This is a genomic window from Corynebacterium sp. CCM 9203 (assembly GCF_041357675.1).
Classification (GTDB): domain Bacteria; phylum Actinomycetota; class Actinomycetes; order Mycobacteriales; family Mycobacteriaceae; genus Corynebacterium.
This window is the reverse complement of the sequence record NZ_JAUERY010000001.1, coordinates 315,173-327,049: the sequence shown is the minus strand read 5'-3', so window position 1 is coordinate 327,049 and position 11,877 is coordinate 315,173. Positions and strand designations below refer to the sequence as shown.

At 62.5% G+C, this 11,877-nt stretch carries 11 protein-coding genes; 2 read left to right on the top strand and 9 right to left on the bottom strand.

Annotated elements, in window-relative coordinates; genetic code table 11:
* Nucleotides 1-376: 376 nt before the first annotated feature.
* Complete coding sequence (locus QWU44_RS01395) at nt 377-844, top strand: murein hydrolase activator EnvC (protein WP_370914286.1); 468 nt, start codon at nt 377-379, stop codon at nt 842-844.
* Here QWU44_RS01395 and QWU44_RS01390 read toward each other — a convergent pair.
* The 4 genes from QWU44_RS01390 to QWU44_RS01375 all read right to left on the bottom strand — a co-directional run bounded on the left by QWU44_RS01390 (nt 819) and on the right by QWU44_RS01375 (nt 5,137).
* Nucleotides 819-1,727 (bottom strand): tyrosine recombinase XerC, encoded by a 909-nt coding sequence (locus QWU44_RS01390; RefSeq protein ID WP_370913919.1) that lies wholly within the window; start codon nt 1,725-1,727, stop codon nt 819-821. The genes QWU44_RS01395 and QWU44_RS01390 overlap by 26 nt on opposite strands.
* 327 nt (nt 1,728-2,054) lie before the next feature.
* The gene (dprA, locus tag QWU44_RS01385; protein ID WP_370913918.1) at nt 2,055-3,263 is read right to left on the bottom strand and encodes a DNA-processing protein DprA; all 1,209 of its coding nucleotides are present in this window, start codon (nt 3,261-3,263) and stop codon (nt 2,055-2,057) included.
* A complete protein-coding gene (locus QWU44_RS01380) occupies nt 3,256-4,785 on the bottom strand; it encodes a YifB family Mg chelatase-like AAA ATPase (RefSeq protein ID WP_370913917.1) in 1,530 nt (509 codons plus the stop codon). The genes dprA and QWU44_RS01380 overlap by 8 nt, the downstream gene beginning before the upstream one ends.
* Nucleotides 4,772-5,137: a YraN family protein gene (locus QWU44_RS01375; protein ID WP_370913916.1), complete on the bottom strand. Its 366-nt coding sequence runs from the start codon at nt 5,135-5,137 to the stop codon at nt 4,772-4,774. The genes QWU44_RS01380 and QWU44_RS01375 overlap by 14 nt, the downstream gene beginning before the upstream one ends.
* A gap of 942 nt (nt 5,138-6,079) precedes the next feature.
* Between QWU44_RS01375 and QWU44_RS01370 the strand changes: the two genes are divergently transcribed.
* Nucleotides 6,080-7,390, top strand: coding sequence for a serine hydrolase domain-containing protein (locus QWU44_RS01370; RefSeq protein WP_370913915.1), 1,311 nt, complete (start codon nt 6,080-6,082; stop codon nt 7,388-7,390).
* Between the two features lie 129 nt (nt 7,391-7,519).
* Here QWU44_RS01370 and QWU44_RS01365 read toward each other — a convergent pair whose 3' ends face one another.
* From QWU44_RS01365 to lepB, 5 genes are all read right to left on the bottom strand, one after another.
* Nucleotides 7,520-8,296, bottom strand: a complete 777-nt coding sequence (locus QWU44_RS01365) for an SDR family oxidoreductase (protein ID WP_370913914.1) — start codon at nt 8,294-8,296, stop codon at nt 7,520-7,522.
* Nucleotides 8,297-8,439: 143 nt separating this feature from the next.
* The gene (locus tag QWU44_RS01360; protein WP_370913913.1) at nt 8,440-8,805 is read right to left on the bottom strand and encodes a YraN family protein; all 366 of its coding nucleotides are present in this window, start codon (nt 8,803-8,805) and stop codon (nt 8,440-8,442) included.
* A gap of 1,222 nt (nt 8,806-10,027) precedes the next feature.
* Nucleotides 10,028-10,333 (bottom strand): DUF2469 domain-containing protein, encoded by a 306-nt coding sequence (locus QWU44_RS01355; RefSeq protein WP_248167112.1) that lies wholly within the window; start codon nt 10,331-10,333, stop codon nt 10,028-10,030.
* The gene (locus tag QWU44_RS01350; RefSeq protein WP_370914285.1) at nt 10,330-11,004 is read right to left on the bottom strand and encodes a ribonuclease HII; all 675 of its coding nucleotides are present in this window, start codon (nt 11,002-11,004) and stop codon (nt 10,330-10,332) included. The genes QWU44_RS01355 and QWU44_RS01350 overlap by 4 nt, the downstream gene beginning before the upstream one ends.
* A 44-nt stretch (nt 11,005-11,048) precedes the next feature.
* A complete protein-coding gene (gene lepB, locus QWU44_RS01345) occupies nt 11,049-11,795 on the bottom strand; it encodes a signal peptidase I (RefSeq protein WP_370914284.1) in 747 nt (248 codons plus the stop codon).
* Nucleotides 11,796-11,877 lie beyond the last annotated feature (82 nt).

Sequence of the window (11,877 nt, the reverse complement as noted above, 5' to 3'; positions counted from 1 at the left end):
GTGAAATCCGGGACCACGGGAAGTCTGTTCAGGTTTCCGGAAGCGGGCCAGATCGCCCAGAATCCCCTCAAAAAGAGACCCGGCAACCAGGTGCGTCCGGCATGTGGCCGCGCGTAGTCAGCACACCCGGGAACGGGCACACTGCTAACCAGCAATTCTAGCCTCATAATCGCCGCGAAGCCAAAAGAATCTGCCATAACCATCCGGAACCGATGACCCCTGTGCATCAACGGCCACAGGCATCACAGCACTCACAGCATCCGGATGTTACGGTCCCTGGAGATCCATGCCCCGGGCACTATAAACACCCATGATTCACCGACTCCGACGCGGCAGTTGTCGCGGAACCGCTCTCATTCCCGTGCTCGGGTTCCTCATGCTCATCATCCCGTCGACGCATCCCGACACCACGACACCCGCACACGCGTGGGTGTCACCCAGTACCGGCAAAGAGAGCCCGGGCACGGTCCTCCGTCCGTTCGACCCTCCGGAGCAAGATTGGTTACCGGGACACCGGGGCGTTGATCTCGAGCTGTCTCCCGGCGCTCCGGTGCACGCCGCGGGGGGCGGCACGGTCCGATTCTCGGGTTCCGTTGCAGGCATCGGAACCGTCTCCATCGACCACCCAGACGGAACCAGAACGACCTACCAGCCTGTCGTCGCGACAGTGTCCACCGGTGACACCGTCACGGAGGGACAGATCATAGGCAGGCTGGGATCAGATCCACGCGGTTGGCCCGGGATCAGTTGGGGCGCACTACAGGAAGATTCCTCTTATATAAATCCTCTGAGCCTTCTCCCGAGGCCACTCATTCGACTCAAGCCCGTGGATGAGCCTGTCTGAACGCCTCCCCCAAACGCGCGGTCGACACATGCGTGTAGATCTGCGTGGTCTGCAGAGAGGAATGGCCAAGTAACTCCTGCACCTCCCGGATATCCGCACCACCGTCAAGCAGATGCGTCGCGGCACTGTGCCGGATCCCGTGCGGAGTGAGTCCATCCGTGCCCGCAGTCACAGCCGCAGCCTGCACGATACGACGAACCTGACGAGGGTTGATGCGACCACCGCGAACCCCGACGAACAACGCGTTTTCGGTAGCACACGCGAGATGTCCGCGTCCGGTGTCCAACCAGGCACCGACGGCAGCGGCCGCCGTCGGCCCGAAAGGAAGTACCCGCTGTTTCCCGCCTTTGCCCGTCACCCGTGCCATGCGCGTGGACAGGTCCACGTCAGACACATCGAGACCGCACAGCTCAGAGATCCGGACCGCACTGGCATACAGGAATTCGAGCATCGCCCGGTCCCGGAGCTGCTCGGGCTCTGTGTCTGCATCCACCGATTCGAGCACACACGCGGCCTCATCAATCCGTAGTACCCGAGGAAGATGGCGGGTCGTTTTCGGACTCGCGAGCCGGGCCGCGACATCGGCTGGCAAATAACCCTGCCGGACCGCCCAGGCGCTGAAGGATCGAACGGCCGCGGTACGCCGAGCGAGAGTGGCACGTGAAAGCCCGTCGCGGTGGGCGTCCGCCAGCCACGCTCGCAGCGCCGACTGAGTGAACTCACCCCATTGACCCATGGATTCAAAAAGGGGCGACAGATCACTACGGTAAGCACGAACCGTCGCAGCCGAACGGTTCTCCACCAGAAGAAGATGTTCACAGAAGTCTTCCAGCGCCTCCGGCAGAGGCCCTGCGGAAACAGGCACCTTCTCGTCAGCAGTCACATACACCACCTTCCGGCAGCGGGAGTCGGCGATGGAGCAGGAGTAAACGAAATCGAGAATCAGAGATGATCCTACTCGGACATGCGGAAGGCGGCACGATCATCCCTGACCGTGCCGCCTTCGCATCTGACTCACCCATATGCATAACCCTAGCGCCTTCATCAGCCTCATCCAGGACTTGGAGGTGCGGACACCGCCCGGTGCGTGAGAAGCTTCAGAGGCAGTTGCGACAAGGAACCAGCCCGAACCTTGAAGCAGTAACTTAGGCTTGCCTCTGTAACTTTAGGGTTGGCTCTGCAATCGTGCAACCCTTTGGTTGAAGTTTCTTCAGCCGATCGTTTCCAGCTCGCGCCGCCAGCCAGAACGGTCTCTTCGGACCAATCCCTTCTGCTGCAGGTCAACAAGGATATGAACGGTCAACGGCACTGTGATCCCGGCAGCTTCGGCGATCGCTTCTGTGACACAGGTCTCAAAAGATGTAGCATCGTAGACCTTCAGTTCCGTGTGACTGAGTAACTGAGCCGCATTGGCGGGAAAAGCCAATTCGTACTGTTCCTTCACATCGAGAGTTCCCAGAGGCTCGATCAGCTCCCTGATCTCGTCAGCAGACGTCACCATCTGGGCGTCGCCATTCCGAATCCTCTCGTGACAGCCGAGTGAAGCGCGACTCGTCACCGGGCCAGGTACAGCCATCGCCACAGAGCCCAATTTCGCCGCCCAGGTGAGAGTGTTGAGCGCTCCTGAACGCCACGCAGCCTCCACAACAACGGTGCCCTGAGCCAATGCCGCGACAAGCCTGTTTCTCGTGAGAAAGCGGTGCCGCGCCGGATGGACACCCGGTGGATACTCTGTGATGACAGCCCCGCGAACATCATCGCCCGATACCCGGTCGAACAAGGCGGCGTTGCGTGCCGGATAGCAGCGTCCCATTCCGCACGCCGCAACGACCACCGTCGGGATCCCGTTCTCCACCGCGGTCTCATGCGCAACAGTGTCAACACCGAGTGCTCCGCCAGATACAACAGTCCACTGGGATGCCGCCAGCCCTTCGACGAGCATGCGGGTCGCCTCCCACCCGTAGCGGGTGATGGCGCGGGTCCCGACCACGGCAACCGCCCTCTCCGACAATTGCGCCAGAGCATCTCCCCGCACCCACAGCGCATGCGGAGCGACGGCATCCTTCCCACCTGACCTGCCTGCGTGATCCCGTGCTGAGTCAGCGAACGCGAAAGCCCGATCAAACTGCTCCGTCGGCCACTCATCATCATCCGGGGTGATCAGCCTGGCCCCCTCCCGATCCGCAGTGATGAGATCAGCCGCAGCCCGGTCGACCAGGTATCGGCTGGCCGTCTGTTCCAGGAGCGGACCGATCCACTTTTCCCGCGCACGAATTCCAGCCGCGATCGCCTCCACGTCGTGTCCCTCCGACAGTAGATGTTGCAGGGGAGCCGATGGCCCCTCGATAACCCGTGAGAGGTAGGCCCACGCATGTCGGCGACGCGACCACCGTGAACTGAATTCAATCCGGTCAGTCATCAGCGGGCTCCATTCCACCGGAGACGGAGTATTCCAACGCGCGGGCAATGTGATCCAGATCCGGACGATTCCGCTGTTCCAGGTCAGCCAATGTCCACGCGAGACGGAGAGTCCGGTCGACCCGTCTCTGACTGATTCGTCCACGTGCCGTATGACTGGCAAGGAACGCCATGGCCGCGTCCTCCGCAGCATGATCCCGACGGAGCACAGCCCCGGAGATATCCGCGGTGAGCACCGCTTCCCCACCCGCATGCCGCCACCTGTATGACGCCCGTTCCCGGGCCACCGCCACCCGTTCAGCCATAACCACCGACGATTCCTCACTGCCCGGTGTCACCACAGCGCCACGGGCCCGTGTCGTTACGTGCAGGTCGATTCGGTCCCGCAACGGTCCGGACAGATTGGAGAGGTGACGTGCCCGTTCCCCGGAGCGACACCGGCACCGGCGTGCACTCTCCGCGGCGCAACGACAGGGATTGGCGGCGAGTACGAGCTGGAATCTGGCGGGGAACGTCACATCCCTCCGCGACCGGAGCACCCGCACCATTCCGGTGTCCAGGGGTGTGCGGAGGCTGTCGAGTGTCCCCGCAGGAATCTCACTCACCTCATCGAGGAACAACACGCCATGGTGAGCCAGGCTCACAGCCCCGGGAAGCGGCGAACCCGCCCCTCCCCCCAACAGAGCGGCACGGGTGATGCTGTGGTGGGGTGCAACGAACGGTGCCCGGAGCACCGGCCCCGTGAAGGTCCTCCCCGCAACCGAATGCACCGCAGTCACTTCCAGACGTTGCCTTTCCGACAACGACGGGAGAATACCCGGAAGCCGGGCCGCGATCATGGACTTACCGGACCCGGGAGGACCGGTCATCAGCATGTGATGACCTCCTGCGGCGGCGATCTCCGCAGCCAAACGGGCCTCGGGTTGTCCGAGTACGTCGGAGAAATCAGGGACGGCTTCCTCCAGCTTCACCCCACACGCCACCTCAGACACCGAAGCAAGCTCTCCACGACCGACAGCCCACCGAAACGCCTGATCGAGAGTGTCAACAATGAACACCGGAAAAGAAGGAACCAAGGCGGCTTCCGCCGCATTAGCCCTCGGTACGACGGCTCGACCAAGTCCCGCATCACGGGCCGCCAGCAGTGCAGGCAGTACACCGGTGACCGGGCGAACCGCACCATCAAGACCGATTTCACCGAGAATCAGTGTCGAATCCAGGACACCGACACCTTCAGACTGATCCCCCGCGGTGAGAACAGCCAAGGCCATCGCCAGATCGAAACCGGAACCAGATTTAGGCAGTGACGCCGGGGAGAGACTGACCACGATGCGCGTCCTGGGCCACGGCAGGGACGAGTTCAAACACGCGGTACGAATCCGGTCCCGTGCTTCACTGACGGCGGTATCCCCCAACCCGAGCACATGAATGCCAGGTAGTCCACGCCCCACACTGGCCTCGACATCAACGATGCTGGCGGCTATTCCCGTGACCGCCGCCGTACGTGTACTACCGAGTGCCACCGTCGAAATCCTCCCAGCACTCGATCCCCCAATTGTCCCCACGCGGCAGAATGAGAACCGCGTCAAAACGCACGGCAGGTGCCGGGTGATCCGACAACCACAATGCCGCCGCCCGTCTCATCCTGGACACCTTGCGGCACGAGACGGCCTCAATACCACCAAACGCAGCGGTGGACCGGGTCTTCACCTCGACAAAGACGACGGTTCCGTCACGGGTTTCCGCAATCAGATCGATCTCCCCCACCGGATACGAGACATTTCTGGCGAGGATACGGTGACCTGTGCTCCGGTAATGGTGTGCAGCGATATCCTCGCCGACGCGTCCGATTTCAGGCGATGTGAGGGTAGGCATGAAGATGTCTCCTAAGAATGGGCGATAAGGTTCCCCACCCCAGTCCCCGGGACACCGGTGGTGGTGACTCCACCGTCCCCCGAAACGCAAAATCGGGTGCCCGGTCCCCGCACACTCTGTGCACAACACGGCAGAATCAACAGTTGTCCACCGGTCCATCCTGTTTCCGGCCCCGCAAATGATCACTACCGATTCATCAGGTTGAACGACGCCCACAGTCCCGACCCCCGTCACCGGAGCACGGCGCTTCTGGACCTGAACGAAAAGCTGCCCACAGCGCGGCGTGGAGCCGGTTCCCGAGTCCTCCCGCAGAGCCGACCGTACGGTCACGGAGTGAAAGCACGCTGTCGAACATCCATCCTCCGAAATTGCGATTCCCTACCGCGGGGCGATGCAGCCGCAGCGACGTCACCACGCATCGAAGCAGCGGCAACGAACACATGGATGCCGCAACCGAGATTCCACCATTGAGTCGAACGAATCCCCCACAATCCCGGCCCGGGACTACGCCCACCCGGAGCACCGACAGTCATCGGCGCCGAGGCTGACCCACGCTTTTCGAGCGCCCGGCAGTCCCTCGACCCAAAAGCACCCGTGACGAGACAGCCGAAATCCGGCTCGCACTCTGCACCGCCACAGTCTTCTTCACCCACCACATGGTGTTCCGCATGCTCGGGGTGATCTTCGTCTGCAGTCCATCACGCCAGGAGCGGCGCATTTCGGTGGCCATGTCGGCGTCCTACCTCCTGACGACGGCATCGACTCTGGTGTCGGTTTTGCCCATCTCCCGACACACGGTTGCATTCCACTCACCAGTGTGGGAACACTGGGCGTTGTGACGATGAATGCAGGCACCGGACCTGACGTGCGCGACAGACCGTGCACCGGCCAGGCGGGCGGGGCACGAACCCCGGTCGAGGTCACGATTCGGTGGGATCACGCATGACGAGCAGCGTCACACTCTCTGAACTGGAACGGGTAGCACGCGCACATTTCGTCGCAGCCGACCTACCCGGAGCCGTCCTCCATGTCGTCACGTCCGACGGGCCGCTGCTCACCGTTGAACACGGTGAACTCTCGGTGAGGACCCCGGTGATGCTGGGATCGACCAGCAAGTCAATGACTGCTGCACTGCTCTTACAGCACGTCGACGAAGGACTGCTCAGGTTGGATGACCCGGCGACACGATACCTGACAGAGGCGGATCTCCCGGAGGACATCACCCTCAGCGACCTCGCCTGCCACGTCAGTGGCCTGCGCACAGACGCCACTCCCGGGCGCCTCACCCGACGACGCGAACAGAGCTTCAGCTACGCCAACCAGAACTACAACCTGCTCGGGCAGGTCCTCAGCACGGCCTCAGGGGTCCCGTTCGGACGCCTGCTGTCCGCTCGGATACTGGAGCCACTGGGGATGCGACACAGTGGGTCCGCGCCTGAGGTCATCGGCACGCGCGGCCGGACAAACGTCTTCGGAAAGAACTGCCCGGCTATGCGGGCCGACTTCGGTCCAGAATCATGGATCCAGGGGCCGTCCGGGGGCGTCGTTGCCTCATCTGAGGATGCAGGCCGGTTCCTGTCGATGATCCTGTCGGGCGGCACATTCTGCGGTCGACAGATACTCTCACAGTGCGCGATCGACACGATGCTGAATTCCGGTGTCACCGTGCGACGCAGCCCAGCAGTCAGCGACACCTTCGGTGACTCCGGCTTGTACGGCTTCGGATGGGTGAAGAAGGACATCGCGGGTCATGCCGTCTACACGCACAGTGGTAAAGTCCCGCAATCCTCGAGCGTCTTCGGCCTCGTACCTGATCTGGGCATCGCGTTCGTTCTGGTAACCAACCTCGGTGACTTCCTGGTGCGTACGCCACTGCTCGAAGACTTGGTCGGGGACATCATTCGTGTGCTGCTCAACCTGCCCATCAAGGAGCTCCCGGACAAGCGGAAGGCACGAATACGACAGAGCATCCTGAATCTGGCCTATGCCGCATTCCTGACGGTCGGAGTCTTCGGCTGGCACTCGCGCACGCGACCCCGACGACTGGAGGAATCGCTGCTGTACCACGCCGTACTACCAACGGCCCTTATGCTCGGTATCCGTCAGGCGTCCGGGACGCCGTGGCCGTGGCTGTTCCGCTTCGCCCCCGACGCAATCGGCGTCCTGACGGTCGGCTGCCTCAGCATGCTCACCAGTGGACTGGTACGCATGGCGACCGCAAAGCGAAAGCACGGCCCGCCCGGCACCGCGTGATAGACCCGGCGATCAACCGACTCACCTTGATTCTCATTCACAAGACTCGGAACCGAACCCGGGACAGTTCAGCCGGGGTTCCATGACACACCTCTCGCGTCGAGGGCTCGCGCTGACGAGGCGAAATCGTCACCGAATGAAACCACCCTCACTGTTGATCACCTGACCGGTGACCCACCTGCCATCGTCCGACACCAGCCAGTCGATCAGGCGCGCCGGATCATCAGGCTCGCCCCACCGACCGAACGGGAAGCGATCAGCCAGCATCTGGCGGAGTTCTTCGGTCACATAGGAGTCCGTATCGACCGGTCCCGGATTGACACAATTGACCGTGATACCGCGCGGAGCGAGCTCGTGCGCCACGGTCGCGAGAATGCCAACCAAGGCAGCTTTGGCGGCCCCGTAGGCAACCTCGCCGGGCATGGGCCCGAGGTTCTGGCCTGATGTCATCATGACGATTCGACCGCCCGGACGACCGTCGTGCTGGGCCGCGAACTCCTTGCAGAGCAGAAGAACGGAACGGGCGTTGACGGCCCAATGTTCATCCAGGGACGCAGACGTTTGCTCAAGCAGGGGACCATCGCCGCCGGAGCGAGCATGGTTGGCGACCAGGACGTCGACATGACCAAATGCGGTCCGCGCCTCGCCGACCAGACGAGCTGGCGCATCGGGTTCAGCAAGATCGCCACCGAACGCCTCAACTCGCCGCCCGGGCTCCAGCCGATCGCGAATGGCTGACACCACTGCGTCAACATCATCCGCACCCCACGGTTGATCGGCATCGTGCGGCGCGTGATGGGCGAGAACAAGATCGAACCCACGCGCCGCCAATCGTGAAGCAACGGCGAAGCCTATTCCACCACGCCGAGAGACACCGGTGATGAGGGCGACCCTTGACTGGTCCATACCTCATTGAACCACACCCATGGGCAGATCCTGCCTCGTGACCACGAGTCGGACACCGGTCGAGCGCGGGCAGCCCACGCCCGGTCCTCACCTCCACATCAATGACGGCGGCCGTGACACCCCTGACCGCTGCGGTGCGGGTCCTACCGAGCGCCACGGTCGATGTCCTCCCAGCACTCGACCGACCAGTGACCCGCGTGCGGGGCCACCAGAACCGCATCAAAACGCACCGAATGCCCGGGATACTCCGCTAACCAGACAGCCACAGTCCTCCTGATCATGGAGGACTTGCGGGGCGAGATCGCCTCGATCCCACCGAAACTAGGCGTGGAGCGGGTCTTCACCTCGACGAAGACGACGGTTCCGTCAGCAGCCTCGACGATCAGGTCAATCTCCCCGTGAGGGCAGGACATATTCCTGACGAGGATGCGGTCGCCCTTGGACGTGTAGTGCCGGGCGGCGGCTTCCTCACCGGCACGACCTAGTTCAGCAGGTGTGGGAATGGGCATTCGGGTAACTCCCGGAGGATCGATGATGTGGTTTCCTCCCCCGTCTTATACAACGTCGGTGGATGACCTCACCGTCCTCGAAACACGTGCGTCGGACATTCCTCATGGCCAGTCGCTGTGCACAACACGCCGGAACCGGTGGTTGTCCACCGGTGTTCGGGAACCACCTGAAAGGCCCGATGCCGGGATGGGTACATCCGCAATGACTAGCCCGGTGGAGTTGGTTGGAAGGGGCGGCGTGCCCGGTCTCTACGTGGCGGCTAGATAAAAGACCATTTCGGCTCTATCTTGGCATCGGTCTTTTTTGATATCGATGCGGCTTAGGTTCAGTATGCATTTCCTGTGGTGATCACCTGTTTTTGCGATTCACGGCCTCGCCAGAGCAGGTACCCTATGGGCCCCGCAACCGGAACGTAAAGCACGATGAGTCCAAAGAAAATGGTGTGGATAAGATCCCGGCGATCGCGAAGGAGAATTATAAGGATACGAGGTGGGCGGCGATCATGGTGAATGCCAAAGCACCCATGATTCCATCAATCAACGAAGGTGCTAACGGTGACTGCCCGTCCAGGTACATACTGGTATACCTCCTGATTGCGTGTGCGGTGACTGTCGTCCACAGTAGTGAGCGTCGGATGCAGGGGCAGGTGACACTCGACACGGCTAGCCCCTGTGACCCGCGTTTACCCATCGCCTACCCAGGTACCGGACACGGGAAACCGAGAGTACTTCAGAGCGAATGCGCGAGAATCTGGTCAGCCTTGACGTCCAACTCGATCCAACTTCACTGAGAAGGTCGGGCACCTCCACTATCACGGCCTCCACCTAACGCCAATGGCTCAGCTCCGGACGTGAGTAATTAACCGGCACCGGTCCATCTGATTAGCTACCAGAGACGGTGTCCCACGAGCTGCACGCGGACGGTTCCCTTTGGCGAGTTAATCACCGGAAACCCGATCACGCGGTCTGGTAACCGCCACCGGTTCCCAGATCAGAACCGAACGATGACCGGATACAACGCGTGGGGACGAAGCAAAGAGATTCGTGACCGTGCAACGAATATCCGCTATCGGAGTCGGGAAACAAAACGACGTTCCGGCTCCCTGAAAAGAGCCGACCCGACGGGTACCACGGTACGAAGTCACCGACGAACCTGTCGGGATGTGATTTGGATGCCGAAACCTCGCGGGGCACGGCCCCCCGAAGTCGCTGTACCCCCGAATCACTCCGGGATGATCATCTCCGGTTTGTCGAGTTCCTCGATGTTGACGTCCTTGAAGGTGATCACCCGGACGAAGCGCACGAAACGCGCGGAGCGGTACATGTCCCAGACCCAGGCGTCGGACATGCGTACCTCGTAGTACACCTCGCCGTTGGCGTTGCGTGGGATGAGTTCCACGGCGTTGGCGAGGTAGAAACGGCGCTCGGTCTCGACGACGTAAGAGAACTGGCTGACGATGTCCCGGTACTCGCGGTACAGCGACAGTTCAACCTCTGCCTCGTAGTTCTCCAGTTCCTCGGCGCTCATTTGTGCCAGACCTCCTCGGGGCCGCATGTGACGGGTGCTGCCGCCCCGGCACACCACTGTCGGTGTGCCGTGGCCACATTGGCGTAAGTGTAGCGGTGGACGGGGCTTGCGCCGTGGCGGCGCACCGCGTCCATGTGCGCGGAAGTTCCGTATCCCTTGTGTGCGGCGAAGCCGTATCCGGGGTGTGTGCGGTCGAGTTCGACCATGATCTCGTCGCGGGTCTGTTTCGCCAGGACGCTGGCTGCGGCGATGCACCGGGCTGCGGCGTCGCCGCCGATGATGGGCAGGCTGGGTGTGCCGAAGCCGGGGACCCGCATGGCGTCGGTGAGGACGTATCCGGGCGGGGTGCCGAGCTGGGCTACCGCGCGGCGCATTCCGGAGATGTTGGCGTGCTGGATGCCCCAGCGGTCGATGTCGTCGGCGTCGATGAGCACGACCGACCACGCGAGTGCGGTGTCCTTGATCAGGGGTGCGAGGCGGGCGCGGAGCGCGGGGCTGAGCTTCTTCGAGTCGGTGAGGCGTTCCAGCTCCGGGATGGGCCGGTCCGGGAGCATGCAGGCCGCGATGGAGATCGGTCCGGCGCAGGCGCCCCGCCCGGCTTCATCGACTCCGGCGACGGGGCCGAGGCCGTGTTTGTCGAGGGCATGTTCGAGGGTCCGGGCATGGGGCATCCGCCGGACCCGGACTTGGCGCACGACGTTCGCCATCACGGTGGTCAGTTCTGGATGTCGGGATCGTCGACGAGGCCGATGCGGCTGATCGGCAGGATGATGGCCTGTACCTTGCCACGGATGTTCTCCTCGGGGATGGTGCCCTGGAACTGGTCACCCAGGTGGTAGCGGGAGTCCGCGGAGTTGGTGCGGTTGTCGCCCATCACGAAGATGTTTCCTTCAGGGACGGTGATGGGGCCGAAATATGTACCGCCGCATTCGACGGATCCGGTGCGTTCGTCGACGGGGTAGGTCGGGGGTTGCTGGATGAAGGAGTCGTCGACCTTTTTGCCGTCGACCATGACACCGGGGTCGCCCGCCTGGCATTCGATGGTTTGCCCACCGGTGGCGATGATCCGTTTGACCAGTGTGTTCTCGTCGGGTGCGACGAGCCCGACGTAGGAGCCGAGGTTCTGCAGACCACGGATGGCGGGGTTTGCGGAGCGGTGCGTGGTGAACTGGGCGTTCCAGGAGTCGGTTCCCTTGAACACGACGACGTCGCCGGCTTTCGGTTCGCTGAAACGGTAGGTCAGCTTGTCGACGGCGATCCGGTCACCGGTACACCCCTCGCATCCGTGCAGGGTTGGTTCCATGGATTGCGAGGGGATGAGGTAGATCCGCCCGACGAAAAGCTGCATGATGGCCACCATGATCAGTGTGAGCACCACGACGACGGGGATTTCGACGTACCACGGGTAGGAACCCTTCTTGTCCTCACGGGATTCTTCGCTGGAGTTTCGTTCAAGAGGCACCGATCCGGTGCCCCGGGCCTCGTTGGGGGCCCGGTCTGCTGCGGGGCTTGGATTCGTCGATTCACTCACGCCCGCTCACGTT

Bases quoted from the DNA above. Each gene is read 5' to 3' on its own strand.
- QWU44_RS01395 (WP_370914286.1), top strand. From the start codon at position 377: ATGCTCATCATCCCGTCGACGCATCCCGACACCACGACACCCGCACAC.
- dprA (WP_370913918.1), bottom strand. From the start codon at position 3,263: ATGACTGACCGGATTGAATTCAGTTCACGGTGGTCGCGTCGCCGACAT.
- QWU44_RS01375 (WP_370913916.1), bottom strand. From the start codon at position 5,137: ATGCCTACCCTCACATCGCCTGAAATCGGACGCGTCGGCGAGGATATC.
- QWU44_RS01370 (WP_370913915.1), top strand. From the start codon at position 6,080: ATGACGAGCAGCGTCACACTCTCTGAACTGGAACGGGTAGCACGCGCA.
- QWU44_RS01365 (WP_370913914.1), bottom strand. From the start codon at position 8,296: ATGGACCAGTCAAGGGTCGCCCTCATCACCGGTGTCTCTCGGCGTGGT.
- QWU44_RS01360 (WP_370913913.1), bottom strand. From the start codon at position 8,805: ATGCCCATTCCCACACCTGCTGAACTAGGTCGTGCCGGTGAGGAAGCC.
- QWU44_RS01355 (WP_248167112.1), bottom strand. From the start codon at position 10,333: ATGAGCGCCGAGGAACTGGAGAACTACGAGGCAGAGGTTGAACTGTCG.
- QWU44_RS01350 (WP_370914285.1), bottom strand. From the start codon at position 11,004: ATGCCCCATGCCCGGACCCTCGAACATGCCCTCGACAAACACGGCCTC.